The organism is Nitratireductor mangrovi, assembly GCF_007922615.2.
Taxonomy (GTDB): domain Bacteria; phylum Pseudomonadota; class Alphaproteobacteria; order Rhizobiales; family Rhizobiaceae; genus Mangrovimarina; species Mangrovimarina mangrovi.
In genome coordinates, this window is sequence record NZ_CP042301.2 from 2,659,976 (window position 1) to 2,677,377 (window position 17,402).

15 protein-coding genes and 1 tRNA gene are annotated in these 17,402 nt (G+C 62.6%); 2 read left to right on the top strand and 14 right to left on the bottom strand.

Features of this window, described 5'->3' with window-relative positions:
• Together asnB and FQ775_RS13030 are read right to left on the bottom strand one after the other, a co-directional pair.
• Positions 1–1,953, bottom strand: a complete 1,953-nt coding sequence (gene asnB, locus FQ775_RS13025) for an asparagine synthase (glutamine-hydrolyzing) (RefSeq protein WP_146300244.1) — start codon at positions 1,951–1,953, stop codon at positions 1–3.
• Between the two features lie 27 nt (positions 1,954–1,980).
• On the bottom strand, positions 1,981–3,069 hold the full coding sequence (locus FQ775_RS13030; RefSeq protein ID WP_246730114.1) for a hypothetical protein: 1,089 nt from the start codon (positions 3,067–3,069) through the stop codon (positions 1,981–1,983).
• Between the two features lie 466 nt (positions 3,070–3,535).
• Here FQ775_RS13030 and FQ775_RS13035 point away from each other — a divergent pair.
• Positions 3,536–3,611 (top strand) — tRNA-Phe (locus tag FQ775_RS13035).
• Positions 3,612–4,083: 472 nt separating this feature from the next.
• Here FQ775_RS13035 and zigA read toward each other — a convergent pair.
• From zigA to aztA, 6 genes are all read right to left on the bottom strand, one after another.
• Complete coding sequence (gene zigA, locus FQ775_RS13040; protein WP_146300243.1) at positions 4,084–5,292, bottom strand: zinc metallochaperone GTPase ZigA; 1,209 nt, start codon at positions 5,290–5,292, stop codon at positions 4,084–4,086.
• Entirely contained in the window at positions 5,289–6,206 is a 918-nt protein-coding gene (locus tag FQ775_RS13045; protein ID WP_146300242.1) for an NAD(P)/FAD-dependent oxidoreductase, read from the bottom strand. Before FQ775_RS13045 ends, zigA begins: the two co-directional genes overlap by 4 nt.
• Positions 6,207–6,217: 11 nt before the next feature.
• Entirely contained in the window at positions 6,218–7,984 is a 1,767-nt protein-coding gene (gene aztD, locus FQ775_RS24120) for a zinc metallochaperone AztD (RefSeq protein ID WP_206064747.1), read from the bottom strand.
• A gap of 87 nt (positions 7,985–8,071) precedes the next feature.
• A complete protein-coding gene (gene aztC / locus FQ775_RS13055) occupies positions 8,072–9,112 on the bottom strand; it encodes a zinc ABC transporter substrate-binding protein AztC (RefSeq protein WP_146300241.1) in 1,041 nt (346 codons plus the stop codon).
• Between the two features lie 17 nt (positions 9,113–9,129).
• The gene (gene aztB / locus FQ775_RS13060) at positions 9,130–10,005 is read right to left on the bottom strand and encodes a zinc ABC transporter permease AztB (RefSeq protein ID WP_146300240.1); all 876 of its coding nucleotides are present in this window, start codon (positions 10,003–10,005) and stop codon (positions 9,130–9,132) included.
• On the bottom strand, positions 10,005–10,802 hold the full coding sequence (gene aztA, locus FQ775_RS13065; RefSeq protein WP_146300239.1) for a zinc ABC transporter ATP-binding protein AztA: 798 nt from the start codon (positions 10,800–10,802) through the stop codon (positions 10,005–10,007). The genes aztB and aztA overlap by 1 nt, the downstream gene beginning before the upstream one ends.
• Before the next feature lie 100 nt (positions 10,803–10,902).
• Here aztA and FQ775_RS13070 point away from each other — a divergent pair, with 100 nt between their 5' ends.
• The gene (locus FQ775_RS13070) at positions 10,903–11,331 is read left to right on the top strand and encodes a Fur family transcriptional regulator (RefSeq protein ID WP_146300238.1); all 429 of its coding nucleotides are present in this window, start codon (positions 10,903–10,905) and stop codon (positions 11,329–11,331) included.
• 163 nt (positions 11,332–11,494) lie between these two features.
• Here the strand turns inward: FQ775_RS13070 and FQ775_RS13075 are convergent, their stop codons facing one another.
• Genes FQ775_RS13075 through FQ775_RS13100 form a run of 6 tightly spaced genes read right to left on the bottom strand, consistent with a single transcriptional unit; the run spans position 11,495 to position 17,331 of the window.
• Positions 11,495–13,141 (bottom strand): dihydroxyacetone kinase subunit DhaK, encoded by a 1,647-nt coding sequence (locus FQ775_RS13075; RefSeq protein WP_146301986.1) that lies wholly within the window; start codon positions 13,139–13,141, stop codon positions 11,495–11,497.
• Positions 13,142–13,151: 10 nt separating this feature from the next.
• Positions 13,152–14,147, bottom strand: a complete 996-nt coding sequence (locus FQ775_RS13080; RefSeq protein WP_146300237.1) for an ABC transporter ATP-binding protein — start codon at positions 14,145–14,147, stop codon at positions 13,152–13,154.
• Entirely contained in the window at positions 14,140–15,258 is a 1,119-nt protein-coding gene (locus tag FQ775_RS13085; protein ID WP_146300236.1) for an ABC transporter ATP-binding protein, read from the bottom strand. Before FQ775_RS13085 ends, FQ775_RS13080 begins: the two co-directional genes overlap by 8 nt.
• Before the next feature lie 5 nt (positions 15,259–15,263).
• Positions 15,264–15,452: a hypothetical protein gene (locus tag FQ775_RS13090; RefSeq protein ID WP_146300235.1), complete on the bottom strand. Its 189-nt coding sequence runs from the start codon at positions 15,450–15,452 to the stop codon at positions 15,264–15,266.
• Complete coding sequence (locus FQ775_RS13095) at positions 15,449–16,387, bottom strand: carbohydrate ABC transporter permease (protein WP_146300234.1); 939 nt, start codon at positions 16,385–16,387, stop codon at positions 15,449–15,451. The genes FQ775_RS13090 and FQ775_RS13095 overlap by 4 nt, the downstream gene beginning before the upstream one ends.
• On the bottom strand, positions 16,384–17,331 hold the full coding sequence (locus FQ775_RS13100) for a carbohydrate ABC transporter permease (protein WP_146300233.1): 948 nt from the start codon (positions 17,329–17,331) through the stop codon (positions 16,384–16,386). The genes FQ775_RS13095 and FQ775_RS13100 overlap by 4 nt, the downstream gene beginning before the upstream one ends.
• Positions 17,332–17,402: the final 71 nt, after the last annotated feature.

The following is a 17,402-nucleotide window of genomic DNA, read 5'->3' on the forward strand; positions in this document are numbered from 1 at the left end:
TCAGCCGGCAAGCGCCGTTGGCGCGGCCCGGGACGGTGTGGCGAATTCCCTCGCCCAAAGTTGCGTTGACAGGATGCCGACGAAGGCGGCGTTGTCGCGAAAGCCGGCGATGAGACCACGCCGGCTTTTTTCGTAAAGCTTTGCCGCCGCACGCGGGTTGAACAGACCGGTCTCGGCGAGCGCGTCGGCCGAGAACAGCTGTTCAGCGCAGGCGCCTTCGGCACCGCCGAAGGAAGCGCTGTCGGGCGCACGGTATGGCTGCTTGGGACGTTCGGCTATCTTGGCAGGCACCAGGCCCTCCGCCGCGGCGCGCAGTATATGCTTCTCGCGCAGGCCTTTGAGCTTCATGCCGGGCGGGATGCGGGCTGCGAACTCGACCAGCCTGTGGTCGAGGAACGGAAATCGCGATTCCACGCCGTGCGCCATCACCATTCGGTCGCCCTGGCTCGACAGGATGTAGCCGGGCAGAAGGAAGCGCGTTTCGAGATATTGCGCCTGATGCAGGACATGCCAGCGCCCGAACTCTGCTGGCAGCATGCCTGCCAGCTCGTCGGCCGCGTCGTAGCCGGCAAGCGTCGACCGCAACTCCTGCGAGAAGAAATTCTTCGCACCCGCCGTCGCGCGGAAGCGCGGCCGGTGCGAATAGAGCGGATCGTCCGCCGCATCAGCGCCGATCCCGAAAAAGGCCGCGAGAAACTCCGGGGACTGCTGCTGCAACGAACTCAAATAGGGATAGATCCTGCGGAACAGATTTGGCCTCAAACCCGAGGCCGGCTGTCGGGCACAGAAGCGGCGAATGCGGGCTTCCTTGAAAAGATCGTACCCGGCGAAGACCTCGTCGGCCCCTTCCCCCGACAGCACCACCTTCAGGTTCTGCGACCGCAACTCCTGCGCGAGCAGGTAGAGCGGCACCGGTGCCGTGCGCAGCACGGGACGTTCCATCTGGCGGACCACTTGCGGGAACGCCGCCGCAATGTCCTCGCCGCGGCATGCCACCCCATGGTGCCGCGTTCCGAGGGCGGCCGCCATCGTTTCCTGGAACCCGCTTTCGTCGAAATCCGGGTCGTCGAAGGTGACCGCGAAGGTGCGGAGGCCACCCGGCGCTTCACGCGCCGCCAGCGCGGAAACGAGCGACGAATCGAGCCCGCCGGAAAGGAACGAGCCGACCTCGACATCGGCGCGCAGGCGGATGCGGGTAGCGTCCTCGAGCAAGGCCCGCAATTCCTCGGCAATCGCGCTCTCGGGTCGATCTGCCGCCTGCTCCCCGCGGTCCGGAAATGTCAGCGACCAGTAGGCGTACGACCGGGCGCGGCCGTCATCGACGATCATCACCTGCGCCGGCGGGAGTTCAAATACGTCCTTGAAGATGGTGCGCGGTGCGATCGGAGACCACAGAGTGAAGATCTGGTCGAGCGCCAGCGGGTCGACTTCGGCCGTGACCGCCGGCACCTCGAGAAGTGCCTTCGCCTCCGAGGCGAAATAGAACGTTCCGTCCCGCCACGCGTAAAGCAAGGGGCGCACGCCCATGCGGTCGCGCGCCAGCATCAGCCGCCGGCAACGCCCGTCCCAGATTGCGAAGGCGAAATCGCCATTGAGCATGGTGACGAAATCGGGACCGAACTCCTCGTAGAGCTGCAGCACGACCTCGGTATCGCTCGCGGTGCGGAACCGGCACCCGCGTGCGCGCAGGGTTTCGCGCAACTCGACGAAATTGAACACCTCACCATTGTAGGTGATGAAGACTTCGCCGCTGTGGCTCGCCATCGGCTGCGACGCCTGTTGGCCGGGGTCGATGACGGCGAGGCGGCGATGGCCGAGGCCGATGTCACGGCCGATATGAGCACCCTGCCCGTCCGGGCCGCGATGCGCCAGCGCCTGGCACATGCGCCACAAGAGCGCCGCGCCGTCACCGGGCGCGACGGCATCACCGAAATAGCCCGCTATGCCGCACATGGGCTGCCCGGTCTCCTCGCTGCGCGTTCAGTCAAAGCGATCTCCGATGAGACGCGACCAGGATTCTCCCGCAAAGCCGTTGAAGAAGGCTTTCCCGGCAAGGAAAGGTTCGAGCAATTGCCTGTCGCGTGCATGCACGATGCTTGACGACGCATGGACGAAGGCGAAGCGGCGCCCGAGCATCGCTTCCAGCAGCGCCGGCATGGTGCGGCCGCGCAAGGCCACCAGGCCGCGGCCGGCGGCGTCCGCCAGCATGGAATCGATGACGGCGCCAGCCTGGCCGGGCGCAAACAGAATCTGCACGACACGGCCAATGCGGCCAGCGTCACCGTAGTAGAGAAACAGGCCGACCGGCCGGCCACCGCGGGCAACCACCTTGCGCCGCACCATCGTGCCCCAGGCGGCCTTGCGCCGCGACTCCCTTATCATTCGCGACAGGCTGTCGGGTCGCCACGATGGCCGCGCCGCGTAGCCCACCGTGAAGGTCGTGAAGAGATCAGCCGTCTCGTCGTCGTCAACTTCGGAACTTTCGAGCGTTCCTTCCGGGGCCTCGACGGGCAGATGCGACCACTGCGGCCCTCCCCCCCGGCGGCGCATGACGGCATCGAGCGGCCGCGCCAAGGGGCGCAAGAGACGCAGCGGCGCAAAGGCGGTGCCCACCATCTCGGCCGCGAACCCGGCCGGGCGGATGATGCGAAGCCATTCCAGGCTGTGGTCGGGCAGCACGGTGGCGCGCAGCTTGCGCCACATCGTGGTGGAGATGTCGTTCGCCGTCTCGGTCAGCGAGATATCCTGCGGTCCGCCGAGAAAGGCGCGCATCAGCCGGGCACCGGCGAAGGGGTTGCCGGCATGGTTGTCGACCATCAGGGTGCCGCACAGGGCGCCGCGCACATGGCGGTTGTCGACAAGCATCGGCAGCGGCAACACCCCGACGAAGCCGTCGGGTTTTCCGTCGTGACGCAGGTGAACGAACGAATTGATTTCCGGATCGCGGTCGGGACTGTCGAGAAATATCCGGCCCAGATAGGCTTCGAGATCGGACGTGACCGGGGCGCGGGTCTTGCGCAGGATCGACTGGAACAGCCGCGCCACCTCGGGCACGTCGTCCTCGCACAAGGCCCTGACCTCCTGTTGCTCCATGCCTGTCAGCCGCGCCGGCCGATGCCGGCTCCCTGTCGTCCCCGTTCGCAGCTCGCACATCCGGAATTTTAGCCATGCGTGGATTAAGAAGCCGTTCATGGCGCTCGTCGGCGTTGGACCACCTGGAGCACGTAACTTGTCCCGACTGGACGGCGCCGGGGTATCTCTGGACGAAACGGCAGGGGGTGGCCGCGAAACCATCACGCACGCTGACGCTCACTCGACGCAGCCATCGCCGATCAGGTGCAATCCCGATTGCGAGGGGCGGTATCAATGCCGGGCGCTTGGCGGCCGCTCAGCTTCGCGCAGCGCCGCCATCTTCGCTGCCGGAATTTTCGTTTTTCAGGCGCTGGACAGGCCCGGAACACGTGCTATAACCCACGCGCTTTCGGGCCGGAGACTTTCGGCAAGATGCAAGGTGGCGGCCAGTCGGCTCGCCGAAGCCCAGGTAGCTCAGTTGGTAGAGCAGCGGATTGAAAATCCGCGTGTCGGTGGTTCGATTCCGCCCCTGGGCACCAGCCCCTCTTCTCCTCGCCCTCCCTTTCGCCGAAATTTCCACGCTTAACTATCCGCAATATACTGATTTTATTTAATTTCTTGCCAAAATCGGCGCAAATCGACGTGTTTGCTCGGATTTGAGCGAACTTGGTCCGATGACGCGAGATGTTGCTATCCTTGTTGGTGTCTGAGAACCTTTTGGTATCGAGATCGCCGATAGGAGGTCTGGCAATGGCTCTCTCCGTCGGCGTCGATCAAAAGGGTATGCTTTGATGCCCGCGAAATGCACACCGGCGGTGCGACCCACCAATGGTCGCACCGCCGGGCAGGCCAGCTCAGGCGCGGAGGAACCGCTGGGAGGCAAGTCCTCCGCCCCAAGTTGCTGACCAAGCCGATCGCCACCGGCAGGCGGCGTTCTGATTTGCCCGATCTACGATGCAAGGACGACCGGCATGGCCAGTGCCAACGCCTAACTCCTCCTTCTCCCTCGCTTCACGCGGCTTGCTGACCCCAAGACGGAAATGGATCAGGCAGATCTTGCCAGCGCCCGGGCATGAAGTCGTGGTCGTCTAGGAGGCATGCATCCAGCTCCGCCCGGATTTGCGCCTCGTTCATCGGGTCGCAGCCAATGAAGACGATCTCCTGTCGACGGTCGCCCCAGATCGGATCCAGATAGGGCTTCATCGCAGCACGCCATTCGCGATCATCCGGCCATCGGTGTTTCGGTACCGCTGCCCACCAGAGCCCTCGCTTTCCGGTGCGGATCAGCGCGCCCGCCTGGCTGATTTCACCCACGTAATGCGGCCTTGTGGCGAGCCAGAAGAAGCCTTTGGCGCGAACGACGCCGGGCCACGGCCTGTTGATGAACGCCTGAAGCCGCGCTGGTTCGAACGGACGGCGCGCGTGATAGACGAAGGAGCGGATACCGTATTCCTCGGTTTCGGGAACATGTTCCGTGAAACCGTTCAGCTCCTTGAACCAGAGCGGATGTGTCTGCGCCTTCTCGAAATCGAAGCGGCCGGTGTCGAGTATCTTGTCGAGCGATACCCTGGCGAAATCCGTTTCAACCAGCTCTGCGTCGGGGTTCAGGGCGCGCGCGATCTTGCGAGCCAGATCAAGGTCATGGGCCGTTGCCTCCGAAACCTTGTTGAGAACGATGACGTCCGCAAACTCGATCTGCTCGACGAGAAGGTCGACCAATGCACGGTCGTCGGCGTCACCGGCGACCTCGCCGCGATCACGCAGGAAGTCGTGCGAGGAATAGTCCTTCAGCAGATTGACGGCATCGACGACCGTGACCATCGTGTCGAGCCGCGACACGTCTGACAGGCTCTCGCCGTTCTCGTCGCGGAAATCGAACGTGGTCGCGACGGGTAGCGGCTCGGCGATACCGGTTCCTTCGATCAGCAAGTGATCGAAGCGTCCCTGTTGTGAAAGACGGCGCACCTCCTTGAGAAGATCGTCGCGCAAGGTGCAGCAGATGCAGCCATTGGTCATCTCCACCAATTGCTCTTCGGTGCGCGAGAGGTTTGCGCCTCCGTCGCGCACCAGTGCGGCATCGATGTTCACTTCGCTCATGTCGTTGACGATCACGGCGACGCGTCGGCCTTCGCGGTTGTTGAGAACGTGATTCAGCAAGGTGGTCTTGCCGGCTCCAAGAAAGCCGGAGAGCACGGTGACGGGCAGGCGCTGGTCTGTCATGAGGCGATCTCAAGTTGGGGGACAAGATCGGAGGAAAGCAGGGAGGCGTGGCTGGCGATTCCCGCTTGCGCACCATCGGCCAGGGCGAAGTTGATATTGGGTGCCGGCCTTGCGAGGTCGCCTGCGGCGAAGACGCCCGGGATCGTGGTCTGGGCCATCGGCCCTACCCGAACAAAATTGCCCATTGGCCCTTCGGCCGTGGCACAGCCCAACTGTTCGGCAGGGCTGCCGGCGAGCGACGTTCGCGGTCCGACAAACATCGCGGCATATTGTTGGGAAGATCCATCGGACAGCACGACACTGATACCGTGGTCGTCGGGCTGCGCGGCCTTCAGGCCGCGAGCGTCAACCCGCACCCCTGCCCGTTCGAGCGCGTCAAAATCGAAGCCGTCCATGCCGCCGGTGAAAAACGTGATGCTTGTGCTCCAGTCCGCACGCAGCATCAGTGCCTGATGAGCACTCAACGGGTGAACGGCGAGGACGGCGAGCGGCTCTCCCCTGACCTCGTATCCGTGGCAGTAGGGACAGTGGAGCACCCGCGTGCCCCAGCCATCGCCGAGGCCGGGGACGTCCGGAAGGATGTCGTGGACGCCATGTGCCAGGATGATGCGCCTGGCCGCGATCGCCGCGCCGTCCGCCAGGCAGACAACAAAGGAGTCGCGGCTGCCCTCGACGCGGATCACCTCTCCATTCCGGCTTTGCAGGGTGGGATAGCGCCCGAGATCGTCGCGGAAGCGCGCCAGGATTTCTCCAGGTGCGACACCATCCCAGCCAGCCACCCCGTGGGCCCCGGCAGACGTCCTGTTGCGCGGTGAACCGGCATCCACGACGAGAACCGACCGGCTCGCGCGCCCGAGTTGGAGCGCGGCAGTCAACCCGGCGAAGCTTCCGCCGATGACAATGACGTCGAACATAGCGTTGTCCTTCAGTGCGCCAGCATCTCGGCGACGATGTCCCCGGCACTCAGCGATGCCGGATAGTAGGTTGGCCAGTTGCTCAGTTCCTTCAGCAGTTCGGCGCGGTCGTCGCCCCAATAGAGGTGATAGTGGTCGGCCTTCTCCGGCGCGATCTTGTGGTCGCTGAACTGGATGAACTGCGGCGCATCGCTGTCGCCCCCGGTCTTCCTGAAGATGAACCGGACGCCGCGATTGCCCTTCTCGTAGGTCAGGATCTCATAGCCATCATATGCGTAGCGGCCCGCCGAAGCCTTGCCCGCCCGGTAGAAGGTGACCGTGCCGTCTTCGATCGTGATGCGCTCGACATCGGTCCGGTACCCGGCCTCGTAGTAGGCTTTGTAGTGTTCGGCGCTCGTTTCGCCGTTCTCCGCCTTGTGCATCCAGACAGGGTCCAGCGTGCCGTCCTGAAGATAGGGGTAGACCGACTGCCAGTCGCCGGCATAGTCCGACAACGGGCGGTCGCTGATCTGGCTGTCCTCGAAATAGCCCTTGTAGATTTGGCCGTCGCCGTGGTGATGAGCGTGGGTTTCCTTGCCCTCATGCGTCTGGCCGGAACCACCGACGGCCACGATGGTGAAGGGACGGCCCTCGACGGCGATCTCGACGGCCTTCGTGAAGGAGGCGGCATCGACCAGATGGAGCTTCGATTGCAGCGGGTCCGTGACAACGATGTTGTCGCCTGCAACAGCCACGCGCGGGCGCGAATCGGACCAAGGCCCATCCATCGAGTAGGGGTCGGTCAGCTTGAGCGAGGCGAGCATTTCACCACGGACCACGTCGAGCTGGTGCAACTGTCCATCCTCGGTGAAGACATAGGCGAACCTCGCCCGGACCGGATCGACGGCGAAGTGGACGCGGCGCGTGGCCAGTTCGACCAGACGGAAGGCATCGGCTTCGGCGGTCGGGTCGATCAGCACGACCTTGTCCGGTCCATAGTTGCCGAGGAAGTACTGCAGGCCACGACCACCCAGAAGCGTCGTCGCCTTTCCATCCGGAAGGCCATCTGCATAGGGCAGGTGCCGTATCTCAGGCGCAACCTTGCCATAAGTGACGACGAGAAGTCCTGTCGAGCAGGCGAAGGCAAGGATGTTGCCCGACGCCGCTTCACCGTGCAGGTCGGGACACTCGGCGACCGTACCTAACTCCGCGCCCACGCGATCCAGCACGCCGATACCAACAGGCAGGTTGGAGGGCTCTTGTAAGTCAGGAACGGACACCAGATCGTGACCGCCAAAGGCGACCGCGACCCCGTGATGTGGAGCGCCGGAACTCACCTCGCGGCTTGTCGCCTTGCCATTCAGTGCGTCCCGTTCGCCGAAAATGCGGGCGGCACCTTCCTTGTCGAAGAAGACGGCGAACTGGCCGTGGTGTTCGACGAAGTGGACCGGATATCCGCCGGCAATCTCAGCACCGGTTAGTCGCGGCGCTTCGACGTCCAGATCACGATGATCGCCATGGTCGTCGAATGCAATGCCGGTCGATATCGTTGAAACAACGTTGCCATCCCGTTGTACGGCGAAGACGGCGGCACCGCTACTGCTGCGGTAGAGTGCCGCTGGCGCCTTCACCTGGAAAGTGTCGATCACTTCGCGTTTGACGGCGTCCACCGCCGTTACCTTCGGCTCGGAATGATCCGACACGAACAGGCGCCATGCCGTCATTTCGTCGGCTTGCGCGGTCGCCACGCTCACACCTGCGAATAACCCGGAGGCGATCATGCCAAAGATTTTTTTCATCTCTTCTCGTCTCATATGTTATAACATTACTGCTTCAGGCCGAAAGAAAGGCGGATCACCCCGCCTCTCCGTTCGTCATGAAGGCCGTCAGCTGCCCAGGATAGCGCCTTTGATCGTGGTGACGTTGTGCCGCATCATGTCGATATAGGTCGCGGCAGGACCATCTTCCCCTGACAGAGCATCGGAATAGAGCGTGCCACCGATCCTGATACCGGTCTCGGACGCAATCTGCTCGATCAGGCGCGGGTTGGTGATGTTTTCGACAAAGATCGCCGACGCCTCGTCTTCCCTGACCTGCCGGATCAGCGCTGCGACATCTGCTGCCGAGGCTTCGGACTCGGTGGAGACACCCTCGGGTGCCAGAAACTTCAGCCCGTATTCGTGCTCGAAGTATCCGAAGGCATCATGCGAGGTGATGATCGTGCGCTTGTCCTCCGGGATCGCTGCCACCACGGCCTCGATCTCTTTCTCGAGCGCCTCGAGCTTTGCACCATAGGCTTCGGCGTTGGCCCTGTAGGTGTCGCAGCCGGCCGCATCGGCTGCGCAGAACGCGTCGGCGATGTTCTTCACGTAGACCTCGGCGTTGTGGACGGAATGCCAAGCATGGGGATCAAATTCGCCATGATGGTGACCATGATCTCCTTCGTGGGCATGTTCCTCCTCTTTCTCGTGGGCGTGTTCGCCGCTCTTGTCGTGAGCGTGTTCTTCCCCCTCTTCGTGCTTGTGCTTCTCCGCCTCATGGTCGTGCCTGGCCTCTTCCCCGTCGTGGTGGTCTTCTTCCGTACTCTTGAGGACCTCGCCGCCCTTGGTCAGTTCGACCACGGGCGCCTTGGTGCCGCTCGCCTCGACAAGGCGCTGAAGAAATCCTTCGAATTGCAGCCCGTTCACGAGAACAACATCGGCAGCCCCGACGGCCGCCGCATCGGCTGGCCTGGGTTCGTAGACGTGAGCATCGCCGTCCGGCCCCACCAGTGTGGTGATATCGACCTTGTCGCCACCGACATTGCGGGCAAAGTCGGCGATGATCGAGAAACTGGCCACGACGTTGAGGTTTTCCGCCGAAGCCATCGCCGTATGGCCCAGCGTCATGATGCTTGCGGCCGCGGCAAGCTTTGCCAGTTTGGACATTGCGATAAACTCCTCTGTCAGGCTGTACGATGAGAGTGATGCTGGATCCGCGTCGCGAGGACGCCGCGCGTGCCGGCAACGATGGAGACGACATAGATCATGCCCGCCGACAGGATGATGGCAGGACCCGAGGGCAGAGATGCATGGTAGGAAAGAAGAAGTCCGGAGACGCAGGACGCAATGCCGATTGCGACCGCAAGCACGCACATCCATTCCAACCGAACGGTCCAGAACCGGGCGGCAGTCGCGGGCAGCATCATCAGACCGACGGCCAACAGCGTTCCAAGCGCCTGGAAACCACCTACCAGGTTGAGCACGACCAGTCCGAGGAAGACGAAGTGGACGGGCGGCCCCAATCGCGACACGGAACGCAGGAACAGCGGATCGAGGCATTCGGCGACAAGGCCGCGCCAAAAGACAGCCAGTGATGCCAGGGTGAGTACCGTTATCCCGCCGATCAGCGTCAGCGCCTCGTTGTTGAGGGCGAGGACGGTGCCGAAGAGGACATGCATGAGATCGACGTTCGATCCGCGCATGGACACGATCAGCACGCCCAGCGCGAGTGAGATCAGGTAGAAGGCCGCCATCGAGGCATCTTCCTTCTGGACGGTCAGACGCGACACAGAGCCGGCCGCAATCGCCACGACCACGCCGGCGACCAGGCCGCCAAGCGTCATCGGAACGATCTCGAGCCCAAACAGCAGAAAGCCGGCTGCCGCGCCGGGCAGGATGGCGTGAGCCATCGCGTCACCCGTCAGGCTCATGCGGCGCAGCATCAGAAAAACGCCGACCGGGCAAGCGCTGATCGAAAGAAGCACCGCCCCCAGCAGAGCCCGTTGCATGAACGCGAACTCGATGAACGGCCCGAGCAGCAAGTCGTACAATCCACTCATCAGGCTGTCCCTCGCTGATGATCGCCATGCGAATGAGCGTGATCATGATGATCATGGCCGCTCACATCGCCGGGCGCACACCACGGAGCATCCTCGTCCCAGGCCTCGTGGAACTGACGGGCGCGCAGCAGGTTCTCCGGCGACAGCGTCCTGCGGGCTTCGCCCCATGCAATCGGGCTGCGGGCAAGCAGCAGCGCCTCCGGGAAATGGTGTCGGACCACATCAAGGTCGTGAACGACCACCATCACGGTCCGCTCCTCGCCGTGCCAGCGCTTGATGAGCGCGACAAGGTCGGCGACCGTTTTCATGTCGATGGCGTTGAAGGGTTCGTCCAGCAAGATCAGATCCGCATCCTGGACAAGCACGCGCGCGAAGAGCGCGCGTTGGAGTTGGCCTCCTGAAAGCGTGTCGATGGGCCGGCTCTCGAAACCTTCCAGGCCGACGGCCGAAAGCGCCTTGGCCACCGCCTCCCGATCCTCAGGCCCGTAGCGCCCCAGCAGCCCACGGCGTGGCCACAGGCCGAGCGAAACGAGATCAACGACGCGCGCGGGAAAAGTGCGGTCGAGCTCCGACTGCTGAGGCAGATAAGCGAGGCTCAGGCCGGGCGTGACCTTGCAGCTGCCTGCCATAGGCTTGAGTACACCGACGATGCCCTTCATGAGGGTCGACTTGCCCGATCCGTTCGCCCCGACGACAGCGGTGAGAGACCCCTTGCGGACAACGCCATTCAAGTGGTGAACAGCCGGATGGCTGTTGTAGCCGAGCGTCAGGTCTTTGAAGGTCACGCAGGCCGACATTGCAAACTCCGAGAGCGCGCCGGTGGACACGCTTGACGAGTGAATATGTTATGTTATTACGCTCGTCAAGAACGTTATACCGTAACGAATCGAGCGTTTGATGAACGCAGTTGAAGACGAGGCTGCTGCCGGGCCTGGCCGCGGCAGGCACGGACGCAACCAGCGGCTGGTATTGGACGCCTTGAGACAAACGGACAAACCGGTGGGCGCCTACGACCTCCTGCGGCAACTTCGCGGCGAGGGCTTCTGCTCGCCTGTACAGGTCTATCGAGCACTCGACCAGCTGATTGCCGAAGGCATCGTCCACAAGATCGAGAGCGTCAGCGCATATGCGCTTTGTACCCACACTGACTGCCGAAGGCGGGGTCATGCGGTCTTTGCCGTCTGCGCCCGATGCGGCCAGGCGACCGAGACTCACGATTCGTCCCTTGCCCGGCTGCTGGCGGAGATAGCGCGCAAGCAGGGTTTCCGGATCGAGGGGGCAACGGTGGAACTGTCGGGGCTGTGTGAAACCTGCTCAGATGCCTAAGGCTCCGGTCCTTATTCTCACCGGGTGTGGCAGTTTGGATATCGACGCGACAGCGCCTGGAGTGCCGGTTGTTTCGGCCACTTCAGCGGCTTTGCGCCCGCTTTTCGGCCATAGAGACCTACGTCGCGTCGCCATGTCCGCGGCAGTCATTCACCGGCCTGTCCTATTCCGCAGCCTGTCCGATGCCACCGCCGACGGACAGGCTTTCGAACAGCCGCGCCACCGCCTCCGCACCCGGGTCGTTGACATCGCGCAACCGTTCCTCGGAAATGTAGCTGGCGCGTCCGGCCTTGGCGCGCCGAATCGTGCCCGTGAAGTCTGCGCCCCCGCGCGCGGCCCTGGCCGCAGCGTCGATCCCCCGCGGCAGCGCTTCGAGGGCGGGAACCAGCGCATCAATCATCGTGCGGTCGCCCGGTTCTGCACCTCCCACCTGACGAATGCGGTTCAGTCCGGCAGACAGTGATGCGATCCAGTCCTTGCCGCTGGCCGAAGCATCTCCGGCGGCGGTGAAGAAGATTGCCAGCAGAACACCGGACGAGCCACCCATGGTCTGGCTGAGTTCCATCCCCACCGCACGGTAGAGCTGCGTCAGATCGGCCAAAGGAAGGCGATCGAGTGCGTTCATCAGGGCACGTGCAGCGGTTGCCAGGGTGGTTCCGGTGTCGCCGTCACCTGCCTTCGAATCCAGCGCGTTCAGTGCGGCTTCGGCGCGGATCATGATTTCGCAGCATCTGCGGATCAGATCGCGCCTTGCCGGGAATGCCGATGGCATCGGCTGAATCGGCGTCAAACCGTCGGGCAGCGGATGTTTCTCGACCTTGCCAAATGCTTCGAGCGGCGGCCAGGCTGCTGGAGCGACGGGCGCCAGCAAGGCACTTTCGAGTTCCTTGGTTGCTGGCACCAGCGACAGGGAAAAACCGTGCATGTCGAGTGAGGTCATCATCGCTGCCGGGCCGACGATCCACTTGATCTGCTCCCCGATCGCCGAACGCGCCAGTTGCTCGGCAAGAATCGACATTTCCAGATGAGTGGTGCTCCCCAGATTGTTCAGCAACGCAACATGCGGCCCTGGTTTGAGCGACCGTTCAAGGCGCCCCACCACGGTCGCCATGGCATGCTTGGCATCCTTGTAGATCACCTGCTCGGCACCGGCTTCCCCATGGATGCCAAGGCCGAGTTCGGCGTGGCCCGGCCGGATGCGGTCATCCTTCGGCGAGCCGGGAATGGTGCAGGTATCGAGCGACATGCCTATCGATATGACGCTGTCGATAACCTTTTGGGCAGCAGACGTGACCGAGTCGAGGTCCTGACCGGCGTCGGCCAGCGCCCCAGCCACCTTGTGTACGAACAGCGTTCCGGCTACCCCACGCGCTTGCGGCAGGTCCGGCAGAGCGATGTCGTCGTCCACTATGACCATGTTCACGTTGAGGCCGAAGGCGCGCGCGCGCTCGGCCGCAAGGCCGAAATTGAGCCTGTCGCCCGTGTAGTTTTTCACGATGAGCAGGCAGCCGGCCTTGCCCGTGACGGTAAGGATTGCGGCCAGAACCGCATCGACGGAAGGCGAGGCGAAGATATCGCCGCAGACAGCGGCCGTGAGCATTCCCTGGCCTACGAAACCGGCATGAGCTGGCTCGTGGCCCGATCCGCCGCCCGACACGATCGCGACCTTGGACCTGTCCCAGTCGGTGCGAAAGACGACCTTGATATGCGGGTAGCCGTCGAGTCGGGCGAGCCGTCCTCCGGAACCACGCAGCACCCCGTCAACCGCGTCGACAACGAGGGTGTCTTTCGTATTGTAAAACTGTGCCATGCACTTCTCCTCAAATGACACGGGCGCCACGGTCGTCGAAATAGAGCGGCCTCTCGGGCCGCAGCGAAATCGTGTCGCCGGGCCGCAACGTGGTGTGCGCGTCGACGAGCGTGACCAGCGCGTGGTTCTCTATGAGCAAGTGTAGCCGGGTCTGATCCCCGAGATGCTCGACCCGGGTGACACTTGCCGGCTTGCCGTCACCCTCGCGGATGTGTTCGGGCCGCAAGGCAATGGTCGCTGCCCTATCGGGTGCGCCGCCGAAGACCCCCGCTGGCAAGGTATTGATACGTGGCTGGCCGAGCCTCGTTGCCACGTAGAGGCTGGCCGGATTTTCGTAGATTTCGCGCGGTGTTCCGAACTGGACAAGCTGACCCCGGTCAAGCACGCCGACATGAGTGGCCATGGTCATTGCCTCGACCTGATCGTGCGTAACGTAGACAAGGGTCGAACCCAGATCGGACTGGATGCGTTTCAATTCAATCCGCAGATCGGCGCGCAGCTTGGCGTCAAGCGAACTCAGCGGCTCATCCATCAGGAAGACCTGAGGTCTGCGGACCAGCGCCCGGCCGATGGACACCCGCTGCATTTCGCCGCCGGAAAGCGCCGTTGCCTTGTTGTCGAGCTTGTGCGCGATCTGCAACACGTCGGCCACCTCGGCCACGCGGCGTTCAATCTGCGTCTGCGGCGTGTTGAGGATCGGCGAGCGAAGCGGAAATTCGAGGTTCTGGCGAACTGTCAGGTGGGGATAGAGCGAGTATTGCTGGAACACCATCGCGATGTTGCGCTGGGCGGGCGTGTCGGCAATTACGCTCCGGCCGCCGATCCGGATATCTCCCGCATCCGGCGTCTCCAGTCCGGAAATGAGCCTGAGCGTGGTCGTCTTGCCAACGCCGGTGGGGCCAAGCAGCACGACGAATGCCCCGTCGGGCACTGTCATCGTCACGTTGCTGACGGCATCGATGTCTCCAAACGACTTGGAGACGCCCTCGAGCACAACTTCAGCCATGAGCAATCTCCCTTGCTCCGACCGTTCTGAGATGCGGCCGGTCCAGGATCAGGCTCGAGCCGGTCTCGGCATCGAACAATGATAGCGTTTTGGTGTTGAAGGCGAGCCCGGTCATGTCGCCGATACGCGCCGGCTGATCGGAGGGGACACGCGCCTTGACGTCGCCATTTGGCGTATCGAGCGTGACGATCTGTGTCGTGCCGAGATATTCGGTCGCGATAACCTGTCCGCGATAGGATGAATCGTCCTCCAGCCTGATATGTTCTGGCCTGACACCCAGTGCGAATTTCCGAGCCTGGGTCTGCTGCTCCAGTCTGGGAATTGCGACCGCGGCTTCCGCAAGCGCCACGCTGTTCGCGTGAGGCTCCAAAGGCCCATCAAAATGCAGGAAGTTCATCGGCGGCGAGCCGATGAAATCGGCGACGAACATGGTCGCGGGATCGTCATAGATTTCCTGCGGCGTTCCCCATTGCTCCACGACGCCGTGGTTCATGACCGCGATCTTGTCGCCCATCTGCATGGCTTCGAGCTGGTCATGAGTCACATAGACGGTTGTCGCGCCCATGCGGTCGTGCAGCGCCCGCAATTCCTCCGCCATGTGCTCACGGAACTCGGCATCGAGCGCACCAAGCGGCTCGTCCATGAGAAAGGCCTTCGGCTCGCGCACGATGGCCCTGCCGAGCGCGACACGTTGCCGATCGCCTGACGACAGGGCGCCAACCGGCCGATCGAGAATGTCTTCGATGCCAAGGATGCGCGAAACCTCGCCAACCCGCTGCCGGACATCCGATCGGCGCATGCCCTGACTGATCAGCGGATAGGATATGTTCCGTCGAACGTTCATGTGCGGGTAGAGCGCAAACATCTGGAACACGAACGCGATGTCACGCGCACTGGCCGGCATCTGCGCCACATCCTGCCCGTCAAGAAGTATCTGGCCGGATGTCGGCAATTCCAGCCCGGCGATCATGCGCAGCGTTGTCGTCTTGCCGCAGCCCGAAGGTCCGAGCAGCATGAAGAACTCACCGTCTCGGATGGTAAAGTCCGATCCCTCCACGGCAACGAACTCACCGAACTCCTTTCGCAGATTGCGGATGACGATCTCGGCCATTCCTCCTACTCCCGGAAATGGCTGACGATGATGAACATCACCGTGCCGGCGAGCGTTACGATGAACGACCAGGAATAGGCCCACATCACGTAGGGTTGCATCAGCATCACGACGCCAAGGCCAATGAGGATCGATGCCAGCATCTCCCACGGGCCGCGCCTTAGGCGGAGCAGTCCGTTGATGATCTCGCTCATTTGCGCACCGCCCCAAAAGTGATGCCACGCAGCAGATGTTTGCGAAGCAGAATGGTGAAGATCATCACCGGGAGGAGAAACAGTGTGGCTCCAGCCGCGACGGCCGGCCAATCCTTGCCGATGCCGATGATGGTCGGGATGAACGGCGGCGCGGTTTGCGCTGTCCCCGACGTCAGCAGAACGGCAAAAGCGTATTCGTTCCAGGAAAAGATCAGGCAGAAGATCGCCGTGCTCGCGATGCCGGTCGCAGCCTGCGGCAGGACCACCTTGTAGAAGGCCTGGAAGCGCGTGTAGCCGTCGATCAGCGCCGCCTCCTCGTATTCCCGCGGGATCTCGTCAATGAACCCCTTCAGTAGCCAGACCGCGAGCGAGATGTTCACCGCCGTATAGAGCAGGATCATCCCCAGATGCGTGTCAGAGAGGCCAAGCGTGCGGAACATGAGGAAGATCGGGATTGCCACGGCGATTGGCGGCATCATCCGCGTCGAAAGGATGAAAAAGAGAAGATCATCCTTCAGCGGCACCTTGAACCGGCTGAATGCGTAGGCAGCGAGCGTGCCGAGAAAGACGCTCAGAAACGTAGACCCAAAGCCTATGATCACCGAGTTCAGGAACCTATCGCCGAACCGCGACGGGCCCGAGATAACCATGTCGTACTGGCGCACGATGGCATCGTACCAGGTCTGCGGTGGGCCATGTGCCTCAAGCGCCTCCGGGTTCATTCGCGTGCGCGTCGTGAAAAGGTTCACATAGCCTTCTAGGGTCGGTTCGAAGATCACCTTTGGCGGGTAGGCGATGGCGTCCGAAGGCGACTTGAAGCCGGTAGCGACGATCCACACCAGTGGCAGAAGCGTAACGACCGCATAAAGGACGACCATCGTCCCGGCCACCCATTTCTGCCTCGGAGAAGGCTCGGTGATCGAATAGCTGCTCATCGTTCCTTCACCTTGTTGAGCGCCTTCACGTAGATCGACGCCAGGCCGAAGACGGTGACAAATAGAATGATCGCGTAAGCAGAGGCATAGCCGGTACGCCATTTCTCAAATGCTTCGCGCTTGAGATTGATGGACGTGAGTTCCGTCACCGAGCCAGGCCCACCGCCAGTGAGTTGCACGACGAGGTCGAACATCTTGAAGTTCTCGATGCCGCGGAACAGTACCGCCAGCATCAGGAAGGGCAGCACCATCGGGACGGTGATCGTCCAGAATTGCCGCCAGGGCGAAGCGCGGTCGATCGCCGCCGCTTCATAGATGTATCCTGGGATCGAGCGAAGGCCGGCCAGGCAGATCAGCATGACGAACGGCGTCCACATCCATGTGTCGACGATGACGATGGCCCAAGGGGCGAGATCAACCGATCCGATCATGGAAAAAGATGACGGGTCGATGCCCGTGAAGAACGACACCGCGTAGTTGAACAGCCCGATCTGCGGTTGGTAGAGAAAGGTCCAGAAATTGCCCACTACCGCCGGCGACAGCATCATCGGCAGGACGATGATCGTGGTCCAGAGATCATTGCCGCGGAACTTCTTGTTGATCAGATAGGCAAGCGCAAAGCCCAAGACGACCTGCAGGACCAATGTCCAGATCAGGAAGTGCGCGGTCGCCTGCATGGTCAGCCAGATGTCGCGATCGGTGAGAATGCGCGTGTAGTTGCGGAGCCCGACCCACTCCAACTCGGCGCCGGCCCGGTTCGCCCGGTAGTTCGTCAGGCTGAGTCTGATCGTCCAAGCGAGCGGGAAGATGTTGATCGCCAGAAGCAGGAAGATGGTAGGCGCAACGAATATCCAGGCGATTGCGCGATCGCTCAGTCCGCGCATTCTTCGCGCGATACCTGACGGCGTTGCCTGCGCAATCCGGTCCATCGCTGATTCAGACATGGCTGGGACACTTTAGCAATAAACGATCTGGCGCCTTTCCGCAGCAAACCGCGGGACGACTTTCAGCGCAC

Excerpts from the sequence above, each read along its gene's own strand:
- FQ775_RS13070 (WP_146300238.1), top strand. The coding sequence starts at position 10,903 with ATGAACGCAGTTGAAGACGAGGCTGCTGCCGGGCCTGGCCGCGGCAGG.
- FQ775_RS13045 (WP_146300242.1), bottom strand. The coding sequence starts at position 6,206 with ATGTTCGACGTCATTGTCATCGGCGGAAGCTTCGCCGGGTTGACTGCC.
- FQ775_RS13095 (WP_146300234.1), bottom strand. The coding sequence starts at position 16,387 with ATGAGCAGCTATTCGATCACCGAGCCTTCTCCGAGGCAGAAATGGGTG.
- zigA (WP_146300243.1), bottom strand. The coding sequence starts at position 5,292 with ATGACAGACCAGCGCCTGCCCGTCACCGTGCTCTCCGGCTTTCTTGGA.
- aztA (WP_146300239.1), bottom strand. The coding sequence starts at position 10,802 with ATGTCGGCCTGCGTGACCTTCAAAGACCTGACGCTCGGCTACAACAGC.
- FQ775_RS13090 (WP_146300235.1), bottom strand. The coding sequence starts at position 15,452 with ATGAGCGAGATCATCAACGGACTGCTCCGCCTAAGGCGCGGCCCGTGG.
- FQ775_RS13085 (WP_146300236.1), bottom strand. The coding sequence starts at position 15,258 with ATGGCCGAGATCGTCATCCGCAATCTGCGAAAGGAGTTCGGTGAGTTC.
- asnB (WP_146300244.1), bottom strand. The coding sequence starts at position 1,953 with ATGTGCGGCATAGCGGGCTATTTCGGTGATGCCGTCGCGCCCGGTGAC.
- FQ775_RS13075 (WP_146301986.1), bottom strand. The coding sequence starts at position 13,141 with ATGGCACAGTTTTACAATACGAAAGACACCCTCGTTGTCGACGCGGTT.
- aztB (WP_146300240.1), bottom strand. The coding sequence starts at position 10,005 with ATGAGTGGATTGTACGACTTGCTGCTCGGGCCGTTCATCGAGTTCGCG.
- FQ775_RS13100 (WP_146300233.1), bottom strand. The coding sequence starts at position 17,331 with ATGTCTGAATCAGCGATGGACCGGATTGCGCAGGCAACGCCGTCAGGT.
- aztC (WP_146300241.1), bottom strand. The coding sequence starts at position 9,112 with ATGTCCAAACTGGCAAAGCTTGCCGCGGCCGCAAGCATCATGACGCTG.
- aztD (WP_206064747.1), bottom strand. The coding sequence starts at position 7,984 with ATGAAAAAAATCTTTGGCATGATCGCCTCCGGGTTATTCGCAGGTGTG.
- FQ775_RS13080 (WP_146300237.1), bottom strand. The coding sequence starts at position 14,147 with ATGGCTGAAGTTGTGCTCGAGGGCGTCTCCAAGTCGTTTGGAGACATC.